This window comes from Streptomyces sp. NPDC007901 (assembly GCF_042959465.1).
Lineage (GTDB): Bacteria > Actinomycetota > Actinomycetes > Streptomycetales > Streptomycetaceae > Streptomyces.
Genome location: NZ_JBIBKW010000012.1, coordinates 223,798 through 246,141, shown reverse-complemented (window position 1 = coordinate 246,141; position 22,344 = coordinate 223,798). Strand labels below are relative to the sequence as shown.

Annotated in this window: 19 protein-coding genes; 4 read left to right on the top strand and 15 right to left on the bottom strand. The window is 69.0% G+C overall.

Features of this window, described 5'->3' with window-relative positions; all coding sequences use genetic code 11:
- Nucleotides 1–14: 14 nt before the first annotated feature.
- The 10 genes from ACFZDK_RS34330 to ACFZDK_RS34285 form a co-directional block, all read right to left on the bottom strand.
- Nucleotides 15–1,550 carry an aldehyde dehydrogenase family protein gene (locus ACFZDK_RS34330; RefSeq protein ID WP_390977918.1) on the bottom strand — a complete coding sequence of 512 codons (1,536 nt, stop codon included), beginning with the start codon at nt 1,548–1,550 and terminating at the stop codon, nt 15–17.
- A gap of 36 nt (nt 1,551–1,586) precedes the next feature.
- Complete coding sequence (locus ACFZDK_RS34325; RefSeq protein WP_390977916.1) at nt 1,587–2,831, bottom strand: FAD-dependent oxidoreductase; 1,245 nt, start codon at nt 2,829–2,831, stop codon at nt 1,587–1,589.
- Between the two features lie 18 nt (nt 2,832–2,849).
- On the bottom strand, nt 2,850–3,173 hold the full coding sequence (locus ACFZDK_RS34320; protein ID WP_390977914.1) for a 2Fe-2S iron-sulfur cluster-binding protein: 324 nt from the start codon (nt 3,171–3,173) through the stop codon (nt 2,850–2,852).
- A 47-nt stretch (nt 3,174–3,220) separates the two neighbouring features.
- Nucleotides 3,221–5,530, bottom strand: coding sequence for a CoA transferase (locus ACFZDK_RS34315; RefSeq protein WP_390977912.1), 2,310 nt, complete (start codon nt 5,528–5,530; stop codon nt 3,221–3,223).
- Nucleotides 5,530–6,336, bottom strand: a complete 807-nt coding sequence (locus tag ACFZDK_RS34310) for an enoyl-CoA hydratase-related protein (protein WP_390977910.1) — start codon at nt 6,334–6,336, stop codon at nt 5,530–5,532. The genes ACFZDK_RS34315 and ACFZDK_RS34310 overlap by 1 nt, the downstream gene beginning before the upstream one ends.
- On the bottom strand, nt 6,333–6,746 hold the full coding sequence (locus ACFZDK_RS34305) for an OB-fold domain-containing protein (RefSeq protein WP_390977908.1): 414 nt from the start codon (nt 6,744–6,746) through the stop codon (nt 6,333–6,335). The genes ACFZDK_RS34310 and ACFZDK_RS34305 overlap by 4 nt, the downstream gene beginning before the upstream one ends.
- Nucleotides 6,747–6,754: 8 nt before the next feature.
- A complete protein-coding gene (locus ACFZDK_RS34300) occupies nt 6,755–7,891 on the bottom strand; it encodes a thiolase family protein (RefSeq protein WP_390977906.1) in 1,137 nt (378 codons plus the stop codon).
- A gap of 186 nt (nt 7,892–8,077) precedes the next feature.
- Complete coding sequence (locus ACFZDK_RS34295) at nt 8,078–8,938, bottom strand: SDR family NAD(P)-dependent oxidoreductase (RefSeq protein ID WP_390977904.1); 861 nt, start codon at nt 8,936–8,938, stop codon at nt 8,078–8,080.
- The gene (locus ACFZDK_RS34290) at nt 8,935–10,176 is read right to left on the bottom strand and encodes a cytochrome P450 (protein WP_390977902.1); all 1,242 of its coding nucleotides are present in this window, start codon (nt 10,174–10,176) and stop codon (nt 8,935–8,937) included. Before ACFZDK_RS34290 ends, ACFZDK_RS34295 begins: the two co-directional genes overlap by 4 nt.
- A 108-nt stretch (nt 10,177–10,284) precedes the next feature.
- Nucleotides 10,285–10,932 (bottom strand): FCD domain-containing protein, encoded by a 648-nt coding sequence (locus tag ACFZDK_RS34285; RefSeq protein ID WP_390977900.1) that lies wholly within the window; start codon nt 10,930–10,932, stop codon nt 10,285–10,287.
- Nucleotides 10,933–11,525: 593 nt separating this feature from the next.
- Between ACFZDK_RS34285 and ACFZDK_RS34280 the strand changes: the two genes are divergently transcribed.
- From ACFZDK_RS34280 to ACFZDK_RS34270, 3 genes are all read left to right on the top strand, one after another.
- Nucleotides 11,526–13,784 (top strand): LuxR C-terminal-related transcriptional regulator, encoded by a 2,259-nt coding sequence (locus tag ACFZDK_RS34280; protein WP_390977898.1) that lies wholly within the window; start codon nt 11,526–11,528, stop codon nt 13,782–13,784.
- A 245-nt stretch (nt 13,785–14,029) separates the two neighbouring features.
- A complete protein-coding gene (locus tag ACFZDK_RS34275) occupies nt 14,030–15,031 on the top strand; it encodes a ribosome-inactivating family protein (RefSeq protein ID WP_390977896.1) in 1,002 nt (333 codons plus the stop codon).
- Nucleotides 15,032–15,249: 218 nt separating this feature from the next.
- Nucleotides 15,250–16,815 carry a LamG-like jellyroll fold domain-containing protein gene (locus ACFZDK_RS34270; protein ID WP_390977894.1) on the top strand — a complete coding sequence of 522 codons (1,566 nt, stop codon included), beginning with the start codon at nt 15,250–15,252 and terminating at the stop codon, nt 16,813–16,815.
- A 279-nt stretch (nt 16,816–17,094) separates the two neighbouring features.
- On the opposite strand, the gene ACFZDK_RS34265 is transcribed toward ACFZDK_RS34270, so the two are convergent.
- Nucleotides 17,095–17,289, bottom strand: a complete 195-nt coding sequence (locus ACFZDK_RS34265) for a hypothetical protein (RefSeq protein ID WP_390977892.1) — start codon at nt 17,287–17,289, stop codon at nt 17,095–17,097.
- Between the two features lie 193 nt (nt 17,290–17,482).
- Here ACFZDK_RS34265 and ACFZDK_RS34260 point away from each other — a divergent pair, with 193 nt between their 5' ends.
- Nucleotides 17,483–18,130: a hypothetical protein gene (locus ACFZDK_RS34260; protein ID WP_390977890.1), complete on the top strand. Its 648-nt coding sequence runs from the start codon at nt 17,483–17,485 to the stop codon at nt 18,128–18,130.
- Here the strand turns inward: ACFZDK_RS34260 and ACFZDK_RS34255 are convergent.
- From ACFZDK_RS34255 to ACFZDK_RS34240, 4 genes are all read right to left on the bottom strand, one after another.
- Nucleotides 18,081–18,683, bottom strand: a complete 603-nt coding sequence (locus ACFZDK_RS34255) for a TetR family transcriptional regulator (protein ID WP_390977888.1) — start codon at nt 18,681–18,683, stop codon at nt 18,081–18,083. The two genes, ACFZDK_RS34260 and ACFZDK_RS34255, sit on opposite strands and share 50 nt — an antisense overlap.
- A gap of 77 nt (nt 18,684–18,760) precedes the next feature.
- On the bottom strand, nt 18,761–19,597 hold the full coding sequence (locus ACFZDK_RS34250; protein WP_390978084.1) for an ATP-binding cassette domain-containing protein: 837 nt from the start codon (nt 19,595–19,597) through the stop codon (nt 18,761–18,763).
- A 26-nt stretch (nt 19,598–19,623) separates the two neighbouring features.
- Nucleotides 19,624–21,393: an ATP-binding cassette domain-containing protein gene (locus tag ACFZDK_RS34245; protein ID WP_390977886.1), complete on the bottom strand. Its 1,770-nt coding sequence runs from the start codon at nt 21,391–21,393 to the stop codon at nt 19,624–19,626.
- Complete coding sequence (locus ACFZDK_RS34240; RefSeq protein ID WP_390977884.1) at nt 21,390–22,331, bottom strand: ABC transporter permease subunit; 942 nt, start codon at nt 22,329–22,331, stop codon at nt 21,390–21,392. The genes ACFZDK_RS34245 and ACFZDK_RS34240 overlap by 4 nt, the downstream gene beginning before the upstream one ends.
- Nucleotides 22,332–22,344 lie beyond the last annotated feature (13 nt).

Below are 22,344 nucleotides of genomic sequence, written 5' to 3'. Positions count from 1 at the left end.
CGTGGTGGCGCATGTCAGTGGCGGCCGAACATCTGCGGGTTGCCCTCATCGATCCAGACGGACTTGGTCTCGGTGTAGTCGTCGAGCGCGTCGGGGCCGAGTTCGCGGCCGATGCCGCTCTGCTTGAACCCGCCGAACGGCACGGCGTAGTGGACGACGCGGTAGGCGTTGACCCAGACCGTGCCGGCGCGCAGCCGCTTGACCATGCGGTGGGCGCGGCCGATGTCCCGCGTCCACACGGCAGCGGCGAGACCGAAATCGATGTCGTTGGCGAGCCGGGCCGCGTCGTCCTCGCCGCTGAACCGCACGACACTGGCCACGGGCCCGAAGATCTCCTCCTGGGCGAGCCGTGAGGAGTTGTCGACGCCGGAGAAGACGGTGGGCCGGACGAAGAGGCCGCGGGCCAGCTCCGTGGTAGAGGCGTCCCGGACACCGCCTGCGGCCAGGCGCGCCCCTTCGGACTGCCCGATGTCGATGTAGTCGAGGACCTTGTCGAACTGGTTGCGGCAGGCGAGCGGGCCCACGTCGGTCGTCGGGTCGAGCGGGTCGCCCAGGACCAGTTTGTCCGCGGCCGCCGACAGGGCGTCGACGAACTCGTCGTACACGCTGTCCTCGACCAGGACCCGGGAGCCTGCCATGCAGGTTTGCCCCGTCGCCGCGAAGATGCCGCCCATGACGCCGTGCACGGCGTTGTCGAGATCGGCGTCGGCGAAGACGATGTTGGGTGACTTTCCGCCGAGTTCCAGGGTGACCCGCCCGATGCGGGGTGCGGCGGCGTTGAGCATGGCCTTGCCCGCCGCTGTGGAGCCGGTGAACGCGATCTTGTCGATGCCGGGGTGGCCCGTCAGAGCGGTGCCGGTGGGCTGTCCGAAGCCGGTGACGACGTTGACGACGCCCTTGGGATAGCCGGCCTGCTCGCAGAGTTCCGCCAGGCGGAGGGTGGAGGTGGGGGTCACCTCCGACGGCTTGATGACGAGCGTGCACCCGGCCGCGAGCGCGGGGAACAGCTTCCACGACAGCAGGGTCAGCGGTGAGTTCCACGGGGTGATCGCCGCGACGACGCCGACCGGTTCGGGCACGGTGTATGCGGTGAAGCCGGGGTGGGCGGGGAGGGTGGAACCGTGGTGGTTCTCCGCGAGCCCCGCCACGTAGCGGGCGTGGGCCGCCATCGCCCGCGCTCCGGGCAGCATCTCGCTGATGAGTTTGCCGTTCTCGTGGATCTGGATGAAGGCCAGTTCCTCGGCGTGCTCCTCGATCAGGTCGGCGAGCTTGCGCAGCAGGCCGGCGCGCAGGGCTGCGGGGGTGCGGGACCAGCCGTCCTCGTCGAAGGCCCGCCGGGCGGCGCGTACGGCCCGGTCGACGTCCTCCGCGGTGGCGGCGGGGACGCGGCCCCAGGAACGGTTCTCGTACGGGTCGAGGCAGGCGAAGGTCTCGCCGTCGGAGGCGGGGACCCACTCGCCGTCGATGAGCATCAGGTAGTCGCGGTCCGTACCGGCCGGAAAGCGCTCCGAGCGCGAGGAGGCCGCCGGGGCCGCCGTGTGGTCCGTCATTTCTCGTTTTCCCATCTGAGTGGTGCCTTGCATGGCTCAGAGCAGTTGCTTGAGGGGGACCGACAGGTCGCGGAGCGCTTCGGGGGCGACCCTGGCCCGTGCCGCGACCAGCTTTCTGGCGGCGGTGAATTCCCGGGGGCTGCAGACCACGTCCGCAGCGCGGACCAGGCCGTCCTTGAGGTAGAAGGCCGCGAACGACCGCCCGGTCTCGGTGGTGCCACGGATCACGACCTCGTCGTAGCCGGTGGACAGCCCTGTGGTCTGGAGCTTCACGTCGTACTGGTCGGACCAGAACCACGGGATGGCGGTGTACGGCTGAAGGCTCCCGGTCACGGTGGCGGCGGCGACCCGCGCTTGTTCGGAGGCGTTGGGCACCGACTCCAGTCGGCGGCGTCCGCCGTGCTCACCGCAGGGGTGGCTGGTGCAGTCGCCGATGGCGAGGACGGCGGGGTCCTCGGTACGGCAGTACTCGTCGACGACGATGCCGTTGTCGACGGCGAGCCCGGCCTGTTCAGCGAGTTCGGTGTCGGGGACCAGGCCGATGCCGACGAGGACAAGGTCGGCGTCGATCCGCTCGCCGCTCTTGAGCTCCACGGCGGCCACCGAGCCGTCGGGGGCGAAGGCGAAGCCGGTCACCGCGGTGTCGACGCGGATGTCCACGCCTTCCTCGGTGTGCACCCGCTGGTAGAACGCGGAGACCTGCGGCGCGGTCACCCGGGCCAGGACACGGGGCAGCGCCTCGATGACCGTCACGTCCAGCCCGACCTGCCGGGCGACCGCGGCCACCTCGAGTCCGACATATCCGCCGCCGACGACGGCCAGCCGGGCGCCCGGCACGAAACGGTGCCGCATGGCGGCCACGTCAGCGAGGGTCCTGAGGTAGTGGACGTTGGGCGCGTCGTCCAGTCCCGGGGCAGGCAGTCTGCGCGCCCGACCGCCGGTGGCGAGCACCAGGTGCGCGTACGACAGCCGCTCACCGTCCGCGAGGACCGCATGGCGGGCGGTCCGGTCGATCGCGGTCACTCGGGTGCCGGTGCGCAGGTCGATGCCCTGCTGCTCGTACATGGCGGGCGGCCGGATGTGCAGGTCCTCGGCCGTGGCCTTGCCGGACAGGTACGCCTTGGACAGCGGCGGGCGGGCGTAGGGGTAACCGGGCTCCGCGCCGACGAGCGTCACGGGCCCTTGGTAGCCGGCCATGCGCAGGGCGGCGACGAAGTCCGCGCCGGCCTGACCGCCGCCGACCACGACGATACGGTCGGTCGCAGTGGGTTCGATGTGCATGGTGTGCTCCCGCCCGTCCTACTTCTGGGTCTTCGGGATGTGCACGACGATGCCGTCGAGCGAGGCGTTCAGCGTGATCTGGCAGCACAGCCGGCTGGCGTCGGTGGGTTCCTCGGAGGTCGCCTCCAGCATCTCCTCCTCGTCCTCCGACCGCGCGGGCAGCGCCCTGAGCCACTGCTCGTCCACGAAGACGTGGCAGGTGGCGCAGGACAGCTCGCCACCGCACTCGGCGACGATTCCGGGTACCAGATGGGCGGTGGCGGCCTGCATGACAGAGGCTCCGTCGGGGGCGTGGGCCTCCTGCTTGGTCCCGTCCGGACGGACGAATACGACACGGGGCATGGCGGTCTCCTGATCGGGAGTGTGCGGGTTAGGGGTGCGGGAGGAGGTCAGTGGAGGGACGACGGCCGGTCAACGCCGCCGAGGAGCGCGTCGAGGGCGTGGTCGTCCAGGTGCTCGGCGTTGTCTCCGAGGGCAGGCGCGGGAGCGGGGTCGGGCGGCGTGTGGCTGTGCAGGATCATGGGGAATCCCTTCAGCCACTCCGGTACGCGCAGTGCCGCACGGCGCTCGCGGTAACGGGGGTCGCGTGCACGGTCCGCCGCGGTGTTCACGGGTACGGCGGGAACGCCCGCGCGGCGCAGTTTCGCCACGGCCTTGTCACGGGAGTGCCGGACCGTCCACTCCGAGATGGTCGCGTCGACGGTGTCCTGGTGGTTCAGCCACCAGTCCTCCGGCTCATGGCCGGGCAGTGCGGTGATCACCTCGGCCAGCGCGCGCCGGTGTCCGGCGCTGGTGCAGGCGATCGCCAGCCAGCTGTCGGGCTCCGCGGTGGGGTAGGTGTCGTGGGGGGCGGCGCCGGGGCGGCGGTTGCCGTCCGGTGCGGGCATGCGCCCCGTCCAGACGTACTCGCCGAGCTGATCGGCCAGGGTCCAGGCGACGGCCTCCCGCTGCGAGACGTCCAGATGGATGCCGCGCCGGCCGCTGCTGACGGCGTCCGCGACCAGCGCGGCACCGACGAACGACACCACCTGATCCGGATAGTTGACGTCGCCGCCCGACCACATGGGCCGCTCCCCCGGGTAACCCGTGACGGCCGCAAGGCCGGAGAGCAGGTCCAGAGTCGAACCGAAGGAGCCGTACAAGGCCTCGGGTCCGAAGACGCCCTGACTCGACAGGGACAGGTAGACCAGGTCAGGGTTGAGCCGGTGGGCGGTGGCGTAGTCGATGCCCATGCGGGCGGTGACGCCCACCCGGAAGTTCTCGACCAGAACATCCGCCCTGCGGATGAGCCGGTGAGCGACGGCCCGGCCGTGTTCGGTCTTCAGATCGAGGCTCAGACCGCGCTTGCCGGCGTTGTTGGAGGCGAACATCGGGGAAGCCGGTGCCTGTGCCCCGGCCGCCTTGTCGGCGCTGCCCGGCATCACCCACGCCCGGAACGGGTCCGGGCGGCCCTGCGACTCGATCTTGATCACTGTCGCGCCGTAGTCGGCGAGCAGGCGGCTCGTGGCCGCCCCGGCTGTGATGGTGCCGAAGTCGAGAACCACCAGACCGTCCAGAGGTGCCGCGTCCCTGTGCTGCCCGGCCGCGCTCGAGCGCGGCGTGCGGGCCGCAGCCGGTCGTGGCCCGGCCGTGAAACTGCCATCGTCGTCGCCCAACCGGGGTGCCGCGACCGTGGATGACGGCGCTCCAGGCACGGTCCACGGAGGGCCGACCACAGGGGCGTCCCTGCGACGCATACCGGGCGGAAGGACGAAGCCCCGGGTGCGGAGCTGTTCGTCGGCCATCAGGCTCTCGGCGTCGGCGGCATGGCCGAAGGGCAGTCCGAGGCGCTGCGCCTCGGTGTACAACTCCACGGCCTCACGGCTTGCCGCCACCTCCGCGATCACGGCCCACCACTCCTCCGAGCCCCGGGCACGCTGCTCGGGGTCGTCGAGGCCGGGCGCACTCAGGCGCGGGTCGCCGAACAGCTCGACAACAGCAGGCCACTGGTGTGCGGAGAAGATCACTCCGACCCAGCCGTCCTTGGCCCGCACCACACGCCAACCACCCTGCGAGGAGCCCGCACGCTTCGGGACCCCACCTCCGAGGTCGTGAAGGACGTCGCTCTTCCAGTCCATGTAGGCGGCGACGTCGCTCAGGGCGACCTCGACCACGTCGCCGCACCCGGTGCGGTCGCGGTTGCGGAGGGCGAGCATGGCGCCGTACAGGCCGACGAAGGCAGCCGAGTGCGCACTCTGTTCACCACCCAGGCTCAGCGGGCGCCGGTCCGGCTCACCGACCATGGTGGCCAGTCCTCCGTACGCCTCCGCCAGGAGGCTGTCGCCGACGCTCTCGGCGTACGCTCCGGTCAGCCCGAATGCGGTGAGCGAGACCGTGACCAGTCGGGGGAAGCGTTGCCGGAGCTCTTCGAGATCCAGGCCTTCGGCGGCGGCCGCGGCCGGCGTGAGATCGGTGATCAGGACGTCGGCCGTGGCCAGCGGGCTTGTCTCGTCGGCGGCCAGCTGCTCGGGGCGGAGGACGGCGCTGCGCTTGCCGGCGCCCAGGGCCGCGAAGGTGAACTCCCTGGACCGCAACGGCGTGCCGGTGGGCGGTTCGCACAGCAGCACATCGTGGCCGAGGGCGGCGAACAGGCGTCCGCACGCCGCGCCCGCGACCGACTCGGTAACCTCGACCACCCGGAAGGTGCGCTGCCCGGACATCAGCCTTGCCCCGGGTTGCGCTCGCCCGACCGGAACCGGTCGAGGCCCTCGGCCAGAGCGGTGCTGCGGCCGCGGAGTTCATCGGCGATCTCATGGCCGTAGGCGATGGCCTCGGTCCACTCGGAGATCTCACCGGGGATCTTCCACAGTGCCTTCTTCGACCATTCCAGCGTGGTCGCGTCGAAGGAGGCGACGCGTTCGGCGAGGGCGGTGGCCGCAGCGTCGAGGTTCTCCAGAGGAACAGCGCGGTTGACCAGCCCCCACTCGGCCGCGGTGGTGCCGTCGATGCGCTCGGCGGTGAGGACCAGCCAGGCCGCGTGCTTGGGCTTGAGCCGCAGTTGGGCGGCCGGACCCGCGAGAGTCGGGTAAAGGCCGAAGCCGATCTCCGGCATGCCTATCTGGGCCTCGACGGCCGCTACGGCCAGGTCGGCGACGTTGATCAGGGTGGAACCGCCGCCGAGGGCGGCGCCGTTGACGGCGGCGATGACGATGGCGGGGTGGTTGCGGATCTCCTCCTGTACGGCGGCCCACTCGCTGCGCCTGTCGAGTTCCGCGTCCCCGGTGCTGACGTCGCCCTCCTTCAGGTCGACGCCGGCGCAGAAGGCGGGGCCGTTGCCGGTGAGGATGATCACCTTGGAGCGGCCCCGGCACTCGTCGAGAGCACGCACGATCCCTACGCGGGCCGCCCGGTTCATGGCGTTGCGCTTGTGGGGGCGGTTGAAGGTGATGCGGGAGATGCCGTTGTCCAAGTGCTCCACGAGGACGACCTGGTCAGTCTCGGCCGGGGAGGTTGTGGTGGCGCTCATCCGGACACCACCTTGAACTTCGGGATGGCCCGGTCCTCGGAGATCTGCTCGAAGACGACCTCCAGCGGCATGCCGCACTCCAGATGCTCAGGCGGATCCGCAAGGGTGGTCATCAGGTACGGCCCCTCCTCCAACTGGACGAAGGCCACCAGGTAGGGGACCTCGCCGGCGAAGGCAGGGAAGTACTTCTGATACATGACGATCCAGGACCACAACGTGGCCCTACCGCTGGCCGCGCGCCACTCGAAGTCCGCGTCGAGGGTCACCGGGTCTACCGGCGACTCGGGGTAGCGGGGGGTGCCGGAGTCGCCGTACTGGAGGCGGAGTTCACCGGCGAGGGTGCCCTCCCAGAAGTCGCGGTTGGCGTCCGTGACGGGCGGGAGCATCTCGACGAGTTTCTGGTTGTCCATGGGTGTGCTCACTCCCCGACCAGGATGTGCGATGTGGTGATGGGTGAGGCGCAGATGTACTGGGCGACGTTGCAGTCCGTCACCTGTCGGGGGCCGGCCTCGCCACGGATCTGGCGCACGGCCTCGACGTGGTGTCCCCAGCCCTGCATGTAGCTCTCGCCGGTGTGTCCGCCGGCGGTGTTGACGGGCGTCTCACCGTTGCGGGCGATGCGGTCGAGGGTGGCCCACTTCCATGCCTCGCCCCGCGGCGCGTGGTCGAAGCCCTCCAGGCTGAACAGGACAGTGGGGGTGAAGTTGTCGTAGATCTGCAGGCAGTCCATGTCCTGCGGGCCGTAGCCCGAGGTGGTGTACACGCGCCGAGCCACGTCCTGGGAGGCGGAGTGGAAGAAGTCCGTGCTGGTGTAGTAGTTGCTGACGCTGGCACGTGCGGCGGTGGCCGCCACTCGTACCGGCCGCTTGGCCAGGTCGCGGGCCTTCTCCAGGGTGGTGAGGATCAGCGCGACGCCGCCGTCGTTGATGATGCAGTAGTCGTACAGGCGCAATGGGTCGGCGATGTAGCGGGCGCCGAGGTACTGCTCCTCGGTGATCTCCTCGCGCATCACGGCCACCGGGTTGAGGGCTGCGTTGCGGCGGTTGTTGATCGCGATCGAGGCAAGGGCGCCGTCGGGCACGCCGTACTCGTGCGCGTAGCGGCGGTACATCATGCCGACGTACGCGCCCGGGGAGGTCATGCCGTACATCGCGTCGTAGCGGGTGGTGGGGCTGTCGGTGTAGGCGCCGCCGTAGGTCATCTTCACCGAACGGCCGTTGTTGCCGTATACACAGGCCACGACGTCGGCCTGGCCGGTCTCGATCAGCGAGACGGCGTGCTGGACTGCGACGCCGCTCATGCGGCCGGATCCCTCGAGGGCGTTGATGACACGGGGATTGGGGATGCCGAGCACATGTGCGCCGTGCTCGTAGTGGATGCGGGCGGTGAGGAGGCCGTCGACCTCGTCCTTGCGCAGGCCGGCGTCGTCGAGCGCGAGGCGCAGGGCCTGCGCGCCGAGGGCGTAGGCGTCGCGGTGCGCGTCCTTGTTGGCGTAGAGGGCGCCGAAGTCGGTCTGGCCGACGCCGACGATCGCCACTTGCCTTCGTTCAGGCATGGTTCAGTCCTGAGTTCTGGTCATTCCGGGAATGACGGAGTGACGCGATGGGCCGTCATGGCGCGGTTTCCGCTGCGCGGCCGCCGATCGCGGAAAGGTGAGGAGTGAAACGGAGAATCTGAGGGGGCGGGTGACCCTGGAGCCGACTGCCACGCGTGGGGTGGCGCGGACGGCGAAGGGTTCTGCTCAGCCCTGGGAGAAGGGGCACTGGGACGCGTCGCCCGTGCCGTCGTGAGCGTGGTCGTCCGGACCGTCAAGGAGGGGAAGAGCCTGGATATCGGCCATGAGATCGCGCGCGTGCTCCATGGCGAAGGCACGGCTGTGCGGATTGGTGGCGATGACCGCCGTGCCCTTCAGCAGGCCGTCGAACGCCATACCGGCCACCACAGCGGGCTCCTGGGCGAACGGTTCGATGGCCGCGGCCGCATGCGGATCGGCGGCGACGAGTGCGCTGACCCTCTCGGTGCGGACCCAGCCGGGGGCGAGGAGGGAGACTCCGACGCCGAAGTCCTTCAGGTCGCGGCGTGCCGTGTCGGTGAGGCCGAGCGCGGCGTACTTCGACGCGGTGTACGTACTCATGGGCATCACATGAGGCGGCACGCCGAGAGAGTGCTCGGAACCGGTGTTCAGGATGTACGCCGATCCGCCTCGCGCGGCGGCGTCCTTCAGCAGCGGTGCGAAGGCGTGGACGACGTGAAACATGCCCAGCACGTTGACGTCGAAGAGACGTTTCGCCTCGCCCGGGTCCACGTCCTGGAGTGCACCGGCCACACCGATGCCGGCGTTGTTGCACACCACGTTGACGGTGCCGAACCGCTCGACGGTGGCCTCAGTCAACCTTTTGACCTGCGAGTAGTCCGAGGTGTCGGTCCGCAGCCAGTCCGCTGTGGCACCGTCGGCCCGCAGGCTCTCCACCGCCGCGCCCGCGTCCTCCACATCGGCGATCATCACCCGGGCGCCGCGTGCTGCGGCTTCGCGGGCGAGGGCCAGTCCGATGCCGGTGGCACCGCCGGTCACAACGACGACGGCATCCGTCAGAGTGGTCATGAGCGGGCCTCCCGCCGGTCGGCCGTGGTGACGACGATGGGCAGCGACAGCAGCTTGTTGATGAAGGTGCTCCAACCCCGCCTGGGCTCACCGTTCATGGCGATGGAGACACCGCGACGGTGCATCTCCTCAAAGAGGATCTTGAGTTCGAGCTTGGCAAGGTTCTTGCCGATGCAGTGGTGCGGACCGTTGCCGAACGCCATGTGCTCGTTCGCGGTCCGCAGCGGCTCGAAGCGGTGCGGGTCGGCGAAGACGGCCGGGTCTCGGTTGGCGGCGGTGAAGAACATCTGCACCAGGTCGCCCTTGCGCATCTGCGTGCCGTGGAAGTCGATGTCACGGGTCACCGTGCGAGCCATGTTCATGGCCGGGGTGACGTACCGCAGGAACTCGTCGACCAGCCCGTCCAGGTTGCCGGCGGCGATGGCCCGGTCGGCGGCATCGGCGATCTGCGGGTCCTCCAGGACCAGTCGCATCGACTGGGCTATGACCGTGTGAGTCGTCTCGAATCCGGCGATGAGGAGCAGGGTGAGATAGTGCAGGTACTCTGGCTGACTGATCTCACCGCGCTCGGCGCACTGGGCGAGCACGGTGGCGAAGTCGTCCTGGGGGTCTCGCAGCTTGTCCATGCGCAACTGTTCCAGGTACGCGTGGACGTCCGGGAGCAGCGCCAGTATGGACTCGCCGCCGTTGGGCTGCTCCGCGGCGTCGAAGATCGTGAGGGTCCAGTCCACGATGCGCTGGCGGTCCTGGTGCGGCACGCCGATCACCCGTGCGATGACGCGGGACGGGACGATGGCCGCTACGTCGCCCACCCAGTTGACCTCGCCGCGGACGGTGATGTCCTCCAGCACCTCCACGACGATCTCTCGGACCCAGGTGTCGAAGTTGGCGATGACCCGCGGTCCGAAGGAACGGGCAGCGGCCCGGCGCAGCCGGCTGTGGACCGGCGGGTCATTGTACATGATGTTGTGGCTGAACTCAGGATGCGGCGCGGGCAGGGTCGGGAAGAACGGACCCCACTGGGAACTGAAGACCTCAGGGTTCCGTTCGATCTCGACGATGTCGGCGTGCCGGGTGATGCACCAGAAACCGCCGTTGAGCGTGCCTGCCTTCGCCGGCTGCCAGTACAACCCGGGCATCTGCCTGACCGCATCGAAGGTCTGATGGGGTACCCCGGAGGCGAAGGTCGCCGGGTCCGACAGGTCTGGTATCGCCGGGGCGATGGTGTCCGTACTCATTTCCGCACTTCCTTGTGCTCTTGGTGTTCTTGCCGACTTCCTCGGCTTCTTCCGTGTCTTCGGGTTCCTGGTCCGTGAGCCGTACGCGGGCAGCCGTCCTCGACCGCGTCAGTCGGCTTCCCCCTTGAGCAGGCCCATCGCGACCTCGGCGGACGCTCGGGCCGCGGCAACGTGCCGACGGGCCACCTCCGCCGCGTCGGCGGCGGAACGGCGCCGGATCGCCTCGATGAGATCGGCGTACTCCTGCTTGGTGACGGTCATACGGCCAGGGGTGGCGGCCGAGATGCGGCGCAGGGCGTGGATCCGGCTGTACAGGCCGCCGAGCAGTTCCGCCAGCATGGGGTTGCGGCAGCCGGCGAGCAAGATCCCGTCGAAGCGGTCCAGCACGTCCTTGTTGGCGTCGCCCCCCGGGTTCAACTCTTGGGTGACGGAGGCGAGTTCGTCGACCTCCTCCTGGGTCGCACGCTCGACGAACAAGCGCACCGCGAGCGGTTCGAGTTCGGCGCGGATCTCATAGATCTGTTCGATCTCCTCCGCGGTCGGAGTGGTCACCCGCAGTCCTCGGCTGGGCGACTCTTCGACCAGCCCTTCGGCCTGGAGACGCCTCAGCGCCTCCCGCACGGACGTGCGACTCACTCCGGTGAGCTCGGTCAACTCGCGCTCGGTGAGTCTGCGACCAGGCTGCAGGGCCCCGTCCAGGATGGCCTGGCGCAGGGCGTCGACCACCTTGTCCCGTACGAGCTTGTCCTGCGTCACCCGAAGATCGAGTCCAGACCCGGCCACGTCACACCTCTGCTTCCCAGGGATGAACTTTGTATGACGGAATACAGAGTGCCGTGTACCAGGAGCCATCGTCAATGGGGCAGAGGGGACCTTCTTGTACACGGCACTGAGCGAATGAGCTGGGTCGCCGAGATCCAGATGCACAAGTGCGGGCGACGACTCCGCAGGCCAGGCAGGCCTTCGGCCAGTCGATCAACGCCCTGAGGGGAACCGGCCAGAAGGGCAGCCCTTTGGGGGCATCAGCGGTTGGAGTGTGTCGCCACGCCAGTCCACGCTTGGTCGCCCGCACACAGAACCAAATACGAGGCTCGAACCCCGGTGCTCCGTGCCTCGGGCCGTCCTGTCGGCGTACGTCCGGCCCCATGTCTTCCCCCGCGCACGGCGATCAGCTCTGCTGGCACGCGTCGCGCGAGCGCCTACGAGACGGCACTAGACACGACATCAACTACCCTGGCCGCAGCCGCATAGCCCGTGTCCAAGATCCGGGTCAAGGCCCGCCTGAGGGCCGAGGTGCTCTACGTGCGGGTAACTCGGAGACTGGTCGCGTGGCAGGAGGAGCAGCAGGCGTGACCGGGATCGTGGGCAACCTGCCTGTTGCTCTGACAAGTTTCGTCGGTCGGCAGCAAGAACAATCCGAGGTCCGTCGTCTGCTGGGCAGGGCGCGGCTGGTCACGCTCACGGGCATGGGAGGTGTGGGCAAGACTCGGCTGGCGACGGAGGTGGCGGCCGCGTCCCGGAAGGCGTTCGCCGACGGCGTGTGGCTGGTGGATCTCGCCCCGGTCCAGCAGCCGTCGGCGGTGGCCGGTGCCGTCGCAGCGGCGCTGCGGCTGCCGGACCAGGGATCGAAACCGGTCCTGGACCAGCTCTCGGAGCACCTTTCTACCCGCCGGGCCCTGATCGTCCTGGACAACTGCGAGCATCTGGTCGACGCCTGCGCCCAGGTGGCGCAGGTGCTCCTGTCGACCGCTGACGGGTTGCGCGTCCTCGCGACCAGCCGCCATGTGCTCGGCGCGCCGGGGGAGTACGTCTTCAATGTGGTCCCGCTGTCGGTGCCGGACGAGGCCGTGGAACTGCTGCGGGAGCGGGCGGTCGCGGTCCGGCCCGGATTCGCGGTCGACGAGACGAACCGGGATGCGGTGGCGCGGCTGTGCGCCGACCTCGACGGAGTGCCGCTGGCGATCGAGCTGGCCGCGGCCAGGCTGCGGGTCCTCACGCCCGAGCAGGTGGCGGCCCGCCTGGAGGACCGTTTCGCGCTGCTCACCGCCAGCAGCCGGACAGCGCGGCCGCACCAGCGGACACTGCGTGCGACGCTCGACTGGAGCTTCGAACTGTGCACGTCGGCCGAGCAGCTGCTGTGGACCCGGCTCTCGGTCTTCGTCGGCGGCTTCACCCTTGAAGCGGCGGAAGAGGTGTGCTCGGGCGACGGCATCGCCCGGCACGAGGTGCTGGACCTGCTCGACCGGCTGATCGTCCAGTCCGTCGTGCTCACTGGCGAACGCGAGGACCGGTTCTCCTACCGGATGCTGGAGACCGTCCGCCAGTACGGCAGGCCCCGGCTCGCGGCATCGGGTGAGGAACAGCGTGTACTGCGGCGGCACCGGGACTTCTTCCTCGCGCTCGCAGAACCCCTCGCCGACGGCTGGTGCGGCCCAGGGCAGCAGGAAGCCCTCGTCCTACTGCGGGCCGATCATGCCAATCTGCTCGCGGTCCTGGACTGCCCCGGCGATCCACAGACCAGACTGCGGCTCGCAGCCGCCTTGCGTTTCCACTGGTGCGTCGGAGGGTTCCTCACCGAAGGACGGCACCAGCTCGAACGAGCACTCGCGGCCGCGCCCGAGCCCACCGCGGACCGTGCCCACGCGCTGTGGGTGGCCGCCTGGGTGGCCCTGCTCCAGGGAGACCTGGCGGCGGTCGAACGGTGGCTCGACCAGGCCGAACCCCTCGGCGAGGCCCTGGACGACGCGGTGGTGCGCGGCCACGTTCAGGGTATGCGCGGCGCGGTGGAGTTCCGCCGGGGACGGTTGGACCGAGCCCTGCGGCTGATCCGGGACGCGCTGAGATGGCAAAGGGCCTCGGGGGACGACTTCACGCTCATCGTCGGGCTCTTCGAGCTGGCCGTGATCCAGACAGTTCTCGGGGATCCCGAAGCCGAGGGCACCGCCCGACAGGCGATGGGTGCCGCGCGGGGGCACGGCGACCGGTGGGGTCTGGCGCACGCGCTGTGGGTTCTCGCCCTGCATGCCTTCCTGCGCCATGACCTGGAGACGAGCACCGAGCTACTCCGGGACACGCTGAAGGCGGGACGAGGGCTTGTCGACTACACCTGGACCGCCCTAGTGCTGGAGCTGCTCGCCTGTGTGACTGTCTCCCGCGGCATGCACGAGCGGGCGGCGGGGCTGGTCGGCACGGTGCACGCCCTTCTGGAGCGCAGCGGCAGCTCGCTGCTGGTGACCGCCCCGTTCCTGTTCGGCCACCATACGCGCTGCGAAGAGGAGATCATCCGGTCTCTGGGGCGGACCGCGTACGAGAAGGCGATGGCAGGTGGCGTCCACCGGGCGACGCCGGCCGAGGCGATCGACTACGCCCTCGGCACCGGGGCGCAAGCGGTCGCCTCGACCACGCCGACCACCCCGTTGACCCGCAGGGAGCGGGAAGTGGCGGCGCTGGTCGCCAAGGGTCTGAGCAACCGGAAGATCGCCGCCGAGCTGGTGCTGTCGCCGCGCACGGTAGACGGTCACGTGGAGAACATCCGGGCCAAGCTCGGGTTCGCCAGCCGGGCGCAGTTGGCTGCCTGGTGGGCCAGGCGGGAACCACCCACTTCGTAATACCCGTAAGAACACCCATGGTCCGGAACACACCCCGGGGCCGAAGCTTGTGCCACGCCAGAGTCACAGCGGGCGACCCCGGAACCCGGTATGCGGCAGCGCTACAGACCCGCCGGCCCGGAGACGCCAGCAGTACCGGCCCGATGCAGTGCCGGTGCCACCGTCCTGACCTGGCCATCCCTCATGTCCCGCGCAGCCGGGTAGCCACAATCCGGCACGTCGCGTACCTGGAGAGTGCAAGGACCATGAACGAACCGGTCACCATCGAGGTCTCTGAGCCGGCCTCAGGCGGTCAACCGACGGCCGCGCCACCGAGCCGGCACAAGAGCCGTGTCCCCGGCATCATCACCAGGCCCAGAACGGTCGCTTCCGTCCTGGCCGCCGTTGTGCTGGCGCTGGTCGCCAGTCTGATCGGTCCCCTGGGGGTGGTGCAGCCCGCGGTCGCCGAAGACGGCAACCCCACGTTCCATGTCGGGGATGACGACGGGCTCGACTACTTCCACTTCATCAACTCGATCCGCGCAAGGGTCCACGACGGCGGGTCAAACTCGGTAGCGGGTGCATCGAACCAACTCGTGGACCACACCAATCCGTCGGCCACCACTTCGTATCTTCAGGTCGACGTCCACATGTGGGGCAACTCGAACTTCGTGCGCCTGCAGATACGCCGATCGGACCTATACATCCTCGGCTGGTGGGACAAGGGAAACAACTACCGCTACATGGGCAACCGCACAGTCCCGGACGCCGAGAGCGGGCGGGCGGAGAGCGGCGTCTGGCGCCCCGCCAACAAGACCATACGCACCCCATTCGCCGAGAATTACGGAAGTCTCGAAAGCTATGCCCACGAGACGCGCGCGGGCATGGGGATCAATCGCTCAGCCATCAGCTCGGCGGCCTGGTACCTCTACGACTCCGACAACAACACGAACATGGCGCGCGGAGTCCTGAGGATGACCCAGTTCATCGCGGAAGCGGCCCGTTTCCGTCCTATCCGCGACAGCATACAAGCCGTGATCGGGACAAACGGCGCCTGGTTCATCCCCGCGCAATTCGCCGCGCAGGAAAACAACTGGGGCGCCCTGAGCAGCCGCTTCAACGCTCTCAACATGCTGCCCCGGGGCACCAGGGACCAACACCCTGTCACAGCTTGGCGTCGAGGAGCCTTCAACGAGGCCGTGGCGATCGTTCTCTACACCGCGATCCAGTACGCCCAGTACGTCCTCGAGACATCGAAGGGCCGCTGACCGCGCGCCTGTATGTATCCGACAGTACGCCACACTTTTAGAGGAACACGATGCGAAGATGGAATCCGGTCGGGGCTGTACGTGCAGCGGCCTCTGTCCCGGCCTCGACACGACGACGGAAGTCCGCCGGTCTCGTCGCCGCTCTCTCCCTGACGCTGGTCGCCGGAGGGGCACTGATAACCGCAGCCCCGGCACAAGCCGACGTCACTGACGGCCTGGTGCTGCGCTACAAGCTGGACGAGACCTCCGGCACGGTCGCGCACGACTCGTCCGGCAACGGCCGCGACGGTACGGTCAACGGCACCGCCGACTGGAAGGGCGCGGACGGGCTGCGTTTCAACGGCTCAAACACCTACGTCAAGGTCCCGGACAACATCATGGCCGGGCTCAGCTCGATCACCGTCGACTTCGACGTATGGATCGACCCCACCATGGGCAAGCCGTACGCCTTCTACGGCTTCGGCAACACCAACGGCAGCAACGGCAACGGCTACCTGTTCACCACCGGGAACTCGTTCCGGACGTCGATCTCGATGACCGACTACACCGCCAAGCAGGACACCATCCCGTCGAACACCTCCTACCAGCTGGCGCGCGGCATGTGGAAGCACGTGACGTACACCCAGACGGGCAACACGGGCGTCCTGTACGAGAACGGCGTCGAGAAGGCACGCAAGACCAACGTGTCCATCACCCCGGGCGCGATCGGCGGCGGAACGACGACCGCGGACTACCTCGGCCGGTCACTGTACGCCAACGATCTGTACTTCAAGGGCCGGATGCGGGACTTCCGCGTCTACAACCGGGCGCTGTCCTCCGCCGAGGTGCAATCTGTCGCCAACGAGACCGAGGAGCACTGGGAACAGGCGCAGGAGCTGGCTTCGTACAACGGCGCGCTCGACGTCTTCCAGGACCCCACCGTCGGGCCCGTCATCATCTTCCCGTCGGACTACACCGGCGACATCGACAACCTGTCGGTCCCGACCGACTGGACCGACGCCTACGGGAACGTCCCCACTTCCTGGCCCACCTTCACGACTGCGAAGAGCCCGCTGTTCACGGTCGAGCAGATCGCCACCGTCGAGGACGCGGTCACCGCCCAGGTGCAGCCGAACGGTGACCTCACCTACCGGCTGGACATCACCTACGACGGAACTCAGGACCGGGTGGTGGCGAGGACCAACGCCCCGGCGTCGGTCACCGATCCGCTGGCCACCCAATACGTCGGCCGGCTAGTGATCGAGTCCGACACCACGCCGTCGGGCAAGTGCAGGCCGGACCAGACCAGCGTGGCCAATTCGCTCGCCACGATCGCGACGCCGGCCGGCGGTACCGGCGATGTCACCACGGAACTGCAGTGGAAGCAGGTCCAGGCGCTGGCCGACTACAACTGCGCGCTCACCGCCTTCGACGACCCCAACATCGGGCCTGTCATCATCTTCCCCTCCGACTACACCGGCGACATCAACAACCTTCAGAAGCCGCCCGGCTGGACCGACCAGTACGGGCAGGTTCCGGCCGACTGGCCTGCCCCCACGACCGCGAAGAGCCCCCAGTTCACCGTCGCCCAGATCCAGGACATCCAGACCTCGGCCGTCAACCAGATCGCGGGAGCGAGCAGTGACACCACCAACTACAGCGTGACCGTCCACTACGACGGCCCCAGCGACCGAGTGGTGGTCGAGACCGACGCCCCGGCCTCAGTGACCGGCCCGCTGCTGACCACGTACCCGAACAAGGTCGTGATCGCCACCCCGTCCACGCCGCCCCTCGCTGACAACTAGGAACGCATATCGAGTAAGGGGGGCCGGAGCCACCCGGCCCCCCTTACTCCCGAGGGCGCATGAGCGTGACGACCACGGCTGGGCACTGATGCGCGCCCCTGGAAGCGCACCGTCGTCGGATCCCCAGCATCGAACCGAGCGACAGCCCCGAACAGCACCAGCGCCATCTGTGTCGGCGGCGGTTGAATCCTGGCGGCTGATCCGGGCCATGCCCGATCCGCCGACAACTACGCCCAGAATTCTGGGCGGTGACGACTTCGCCCTGCGACGGGGCCACGTCTACGGCACCGTCCTGATCGACATCGAGACCCGCAGGCCGATCGACTGCTGCCCGACCGCGAGGCCGCAACCCTTGCCCGCTGGCTTGCCGAACATCCTGGTGTCGAGATCATCTGCCGCGACCGGGCCACCGCCGACGCGGAAGGCGCCCGTGAGGGCGCCCCGGACGCCATACACGTGGCCGATCGCAGGCATGTCTGGCACAACCTCGTCGAGGCGTCGGGCGCTGCGTCACCCGGCACGCCGCCCACCTGCGCGAACCCGAACCGCCCCCGACTCCCGCGGCATCGGCCGCCGCCCTCGCGGAACTGGAGAGATCGCCACGGCGGGCCACCCAGCCAGCACCGCCCACCGGTATGCGGACCGGACCCGCGAGCGTCATCGGGCCGTGCACGCCCTGGTCGACCAGGGCCGCCCGCAACGCGCGATCGCGCGGGAACTGGGCCTGTCCCGCAACACCGTCCGCCGTTTCGCCCGCGCCGCCACCTGGCAGGAACTGGTGACCGGCAAGTGGCAGTGCCTCCCCAGCATCCTCGATGACTTAAAGCCCTACCTCCACCAGCGCTGGAACGAGGGCTGCACCACCGCCGCCACCCTTTTCGAGGAGATCACGGCCGCTGCTTACCGCGGTGTGATCGACCTGCTGGCCTGGACGCGCGCCCTACTGCTGGACAGCGAACTCGCGGCTGCCGAGCCGAAGAAGCTCCGCTACCTCAGCCAGCCGCGCGACTTCCTCCCGCAAGCCCTCCACCCGCACGCGGGCAGCCGCCTCTCGCTCCTCCAGCATTCCCAGCACCGACGCCACCGCGCGCCCCTCGACCAGAAGCGGACACAAGACGTCGCGAGGTCTCCCTCAACCCGAGCGAAACCATGCCTGCCCAGCAGGAATCAAGGGATCACGTTCGGTTGGGATACGGCTTCTGAAGCCAGGCGCATTCCTCAGGGCTCGCCCGGCTTGTCCGGCGCGCGGCGCCGGTGGCGCGGGGTCAGGGTCGGGGTCGGGCTGCTTCGCACAGCAGCCGCAGCTGGCGGGTGACCATCACCGGATCCACGGCCTCCGGGTTCACCAGCCACTGGTTCTCCGCTCCCTCGCCGACAGCCAGGACGAGTGCGGCGAAAACCTCGGGGTCCACATCGGCACGCAGCTCGCCGGCCGCGATGGAGCGCCGTACCGCATCCGCCAGTACCCCGCGCAGGGTCGCGTACCGCCTGGCCACCCACTCCCGGGCCGGGTGTTCCTCACCCGAGGCTTCCGCCGTGAGGATGTGCGCGAGCTGGACAAGCGCCCGGTCGCCGACCACCTGTGCGGTGAACGCGTCCAGGTTCTCCAGGATTTCCAGCAACGTCAGGCCGAGGTCAGGCTGCACGACGTGCAGCTCGGCGTCCCGCTGCTCCAGCAGAGCAAGCAGGACGGCCTGCTTGTTCGGGTAGTAGTGCAGCAGTCCGGCCCTTGTCAGGCCTGCTGCCTCGGCGATGTCATTGAGGCTCCCGGCACGGAAACCGCGCGCGGAGAACACGTCCAACGCCGCCTTCAGGATGCGCTCGCGCCCGGCGCCGGATCCGCCGCCGGAGCGGCCGTTTCTGTCCATGTCGCTCCATGATATGGGCCTGATCAATCACAGCTGTGCAGGGTTCCACGCCGGTCCGGGCTCCCCGACCGTGCCGCTCACTGTCGGACTGGCTGCCGGGCCAGTCGGCGCTCACGTTGACGGACGGGATCGGCCACGGGTGCGGCCAACTGCAGGCGTTGGGTGTACGGGTGTTGTGGCCGATCGCACACCTGGTCGGCGTCTCCCTCCTCGACGATCTCGCCGTGCAGCAGCACCGCGACCCGATGGCTCATCCGGCGCACCACGGCCAGGTCGTGGGTGATGAAGAGGTAGGCGCACGCCGTGTCCTGCTGGATCTCGAGGAACAGGTCCAGCACCGTCGTCTGGGTGGACAGGTCGAGCGCGCTGGTGGGTTCGTCGCAGACGATCAGTCCGGGCCTGAGGGCCAGCGCCCGGGCGATGGCGATGCGCTGCCGCTGGCCGCCGGAGAACTCCCTCGCGAGCCGCTGCCCGGCGTCGGCGGGCAGCCCGACCCGGTCCAGCAGGCGGCGTACCCGGTCACGGCCCGTCTCCCGGCCCTGCCGGAGCAGGGGTTCAGTCAGGATCTCCTCGATGGTCATGGACGGATTGAGCGAGGAGTAGGGGTCCTGAAAGACGACCTGGACGTTCTGAGCGGTGCGGCGGCGCTCCTTCATACTCAGCGTGGTCAACTCGACCCCGCCCAGCCTGATCGATCCGCCAGTCACCGGCGCGAGGCCCAGAACGGCCCTGCCGACCGTGGTCTTACCGGAGCCGGACTCGCCCACCAGCCCGAGGGTCTCACCGGGCCGGATGTTCAGAGAGACGCCCTTCAGCACCTCAACGGGCCGGGACCGCCATCCCCGCACCGGATAGGCGACCCGCAGATCCGAGACGCTCAGCAGCGCGTCGTCGTTCATGCCGGGCTCGTCCATCCGGCACTCGTTCACGCCGTGCTCGTTCACGCCGACCTCGTCCAGGGCTCGCGGACGACGGAGCCGTCCAGCATCGAATCGAGCAGCGTCCGCGTGTATGCCTCCCGCGGCGCACGGAACAGGCCCTCGGTGTCGTTGGTCTCCACCACGGCTCCCTGTCTCATCACACTGACGCGGTCACAGATGTCGGCGACGACACCGAAATTGTGCGTCACCAGGAGGACGGCCATCCCACGCTCCTGCTGGAGGACGCGTATAAGGTCGAGCACCTCGGCCTGCACGGTGACGTCCAGGGCGGTGGTGGGTTCGTCCGCGATGATCAGGTCCGGTTCCGTTGCCACGGCACCGGCGATCAGGACGCGCTGCGCCATACCGCCGGAGATCTGGTGGGGATAGGCGTCGAAGGTGCGTCGCGGGTCCTTGATCCCGACCCGGCCGAGCAGGTCCGTGAGTTCCCGGCGTGCCTGGGCCCTGTTGATGTCCTTGACGGCTCGCAGGCCGTGGCTGAGCTGTGCGCCAACGGTGAACGACGGGTCGAGGTTCGACATCGGCTCCTGCGGCACATAGCCGATGCGTTTGCCCCGCACCTCGCGCAGGACCTTGCCGTCGCGCAGGTCGAGGCCGTCAAAAGTGACGGCACCACCGAGGACGACCGCCTGGCGCGGCAGGATGCCGAGGACGGAGAAGGCCGTCTGCGATTTACCCGAGCCCGACTCGCCGACGAGGCCGAGAACCTCGCCGCGGCGCAGCTCCAGGCTGACGCCGTGGACGACAGTCTTCAGCCGCGCGTCGGAGGTGGGATATCCGACAACCAGGTCACGCACGCTCAGCAGCACGTCCGTCGACCCCGAGGCGGCTGTCGACACCGAGTCGGAGGCGGTGGACCTCACAGCGGCTTCGGACTCGATACTCCCGGCGGAGAGACGGTGGCCGGCACGCAGCCGCGCGACTGCTTTGGGGTGCAGCGGCCGAGCCTGGGTGTGCGCGGTCTGCAGGACGTCCCGCAGCGCGTTGCCGACGAGCACCAGGCACAGGGTGGTCGCGGTGATCAGGATCGCGGGCCAGACCACGTTGAGCCGGGCCACGTAGATGTTGTTGAACGCGTCCTGGAGCATTCCGCCCCAAGAGGGCGCCGTCGGGTCGCCGAGTCCCAGGAACTCCAGTCCGGCCTGGATGGCGATGCCCGCGCTCAGGACGAACGAGCTCTGCACGACGACCGGTGCCCGGACGGCGCGGAGCACGTGCCGGAAGATGATCCGTGCGTCAGTCAGGCCCGCCACCTTGGCGGCGTCCACGTACAGCTCCCGCCGCACACCGAGCACCAGCGTGCGGACCAGCCGGTGGTAGGAGGGGGCGATCAGCACACCGAACACCGCCATCGCGGTCAGGGTCGACGGCCCGATCACCGAGTACAGCGCGATCAGCAGCACCAGGCCCGGAAGTGCCATGACCGTGTTGGACACCCAGGAGGCCACGGTGTCGAGCCGGCCGCCGAAGTAGCCGGCGGCCAGGCCGGAGGTGACTCCGAGCACCAGCGCCACCAGCAGCATCACCGAGGAGGCGGTCAGGGTTCCGAGCGTGGCGTGCATCAGCCGGGACAGGACGTCCCGTCCGGACTGGTCACCGCCGAGCAGGTAGCCGCTGGTCATGGGGGGAGCGTTGGTCAGCTCCAGCCGTGCCTCGTTCGGGTCGTGCGGGGCGAGGAAGGAGGAGCAGAGACCGAACAGCACGATCAGCAGGAGTGCCACGGAACCGACCAGGCCCAGGGGATTGCGCAATAGTCGTTTGACCGTCATGACACGCGCGCCTTCGGATTGAGCCAGCCGACCAGCAGGTCGACGGCGATGTTGACGATGAGGACGACGACGATGCTGAACAGCACCGATCCCATGACGGCCGGAATGTCACCCTGAACCGCGGAATCGTTGGCGAGCAGACCCATGCCCGGCAGAGCGAAAACCCGCTCGATGATCACGACGCCGCCCATCACTGCGACCGTCTGGAGCGAGAGGATCGTCAGGCCCGGTCCGGCCGCGTTGCGCAGCACATGGCGGAAGATCACGGCCCGCTCACTGATGCCCCGGGACCGGAGCGTGCGGACGAAGTCCTGTTCCAGGACGTCGATGACGGCTCCGCGGAACTGCTGGGCGGCCCCGGCGACCGAACCGATCAGTACGGCCAGCACCGGCAAGGCCAGCGAGCGGGCCCAGCCGACCGGATCGACGTCGGGCGAGACGTACCCGGTGGCGGGGAAGGCCCGAAGGGCGATCGCGAAGGCGAAGACCAGCACGATCGCGACCACGAAGTTCGGGATCGCGGCCCCGACGACGCCTGCCACCTGGAGGAAGCGGTCCAGCCCGCCACCGCGCACGGCGGCGGTGACCCCGACGAGCACGCTGAGGATCATGGTGAACAGCAGCGCGGGCACGATGACCGCCAGCGTCACGGGGACCCGGGTGGCCAGCATGTTCGTCACCGGCTCGCCGGTGAAGTAGCTGGCGCCCAGATCTCCCCTGACCAGCCCCCCGAGCCACTTGAGGTACTGGGCGGCTACAGGCTGGTCGAGACCTAGCTCCGTGACCTTGGCGGTGACTTGTGCTTGGGTGGCGCTCTGGCCCAGCACGCGCCGGGCGATCCCGGTGCCGTCACTGAACACCAGCGCGTAGGTGACAGCTGTGACAACGATCGTGAGGACGACGCCCGACAGCAGCTGCCGCACCGCGAACCTCAGCATGGTTTTCCTTTCC

What these genes read in the sequence shown, in the direction of transcription:
- ACFZDK_RS34275 (WP_390977896.1), top strand. Translation starts at nt 14,030, where the DNA reads ATGAACGAACCGGTCACCATCGAGGTCTCTGAGCCGGCCTCAGGCGGT.
- ACFZDK_RS34245 (WP_390977886.1), bottom strand. Translation starts at nt 21,393, where the DNA reads ATGACGGTCAAACGACTATTGCGCAATCCCCTGGGCCTGGTCGGTTCC.
- ACFZDK_RS34295 (WP_390977904.1), bottom strand. Translation starts at nt 8,938, where the DNA reads ATGACCACTCTGACGGATGCCGTCGTCGTTGTGACCGGCGGTGCCACC.
- ACFZDK_RS34310 (WP_390977910.1), bottom strand. Translation starts at nt 6,336, where the DNA reads ATGAGCGCCACCACAACCTCCCCGGCCGAGACTGACCAGGTCGTCCTC.
- ACFZDK_RS34265 (WP_390977892.1), bottom strand. Translation starts at nt 17,289, where the DNA reads ATGCCTGCGATCGGCCACGTGTATGGCGTCCGGGGCGCCCTCACGGGC.
- ACFZDK_RS34250 (WP_390978084.1), bottom strand. Translation starts at nt 19,597, where the DNA reads ATGGACGAGCCCGGCATGAACGACGACGCGCTGCTGAGCGTCTCGGAT.
- ACFZDK_RS34325 (WP_390977916.1), bottom strand. Translation starts at nt 2,831, where the DNA reads ATGCACATCGAACCCACTGCGACCGACCGTATCGTCGTGGTCGGCGGC.
- ACFZDK_RS34330 (WP_390977918.1), bottom strand. Translation starts at nt 1,550, where the DNA reads ATGACGGACCACACGGCGGCCCCGGCGGCCTCCTCGCGCTCGGAGCGC.
- ACFZDK_RS34305 (WP_390977908.1), bottom strand. Translation starts at nt 6,746, where the DNA reads ATGGACAACCAGAAACTCGTCGAGATGCTCCCGCCCGTCACGGACGCC.
- ACFZDK_RS34300 (WP_390977906.1), bottom strand. Translation starts at nt 7,891, where the DNA reads ATGCCTGAACGAAGGCAAGTGGCGATCGTCGGCGTCGGCCAGACCGAC.
- ACFZDK_RS34315 (WP_390977912.1), bottom strand. Translation starts at nt 5,530, where the DNA reads ATGTCCGGGCAGCGCACCTTCCGGGTGGTCGAGGTTACCGAGTCGGTC.
- ACFZDK_RS34290 (WP_390977902.1), bottom strand. Translation starts at nt 10,176, where the DNA reads ATGAGTACGGACACCATCGCCCCGGCGATACCAGACCTGTCGGACCCG.
- ACFZDK_RS34255 (WP_390977888.1), bottom strand. Translation starts at nt 18,683, where the DNA reads ATGGACAGAAACGGCCGCTCCGGCGGCGGATCCGGCGCCGGGCGCGAG.
- ACFZDK_RS34320 (WP_390977914.1), bottom strand. Translation starts at nt 3,173, where the DNA reads ATGCCCCGTGTCGTATTCGTCCGTCCGGACGGGACCAAGCAGGAGGCC.
- ACFZDK_RS34240 (WP_390977884.1), bottom strand. Translation starts at nt 22,331, where the DNA reads ATGCTGAGGTTCGCGGTGCGGCAGCTGCTGTCGGGCGTCGTCCTCACG.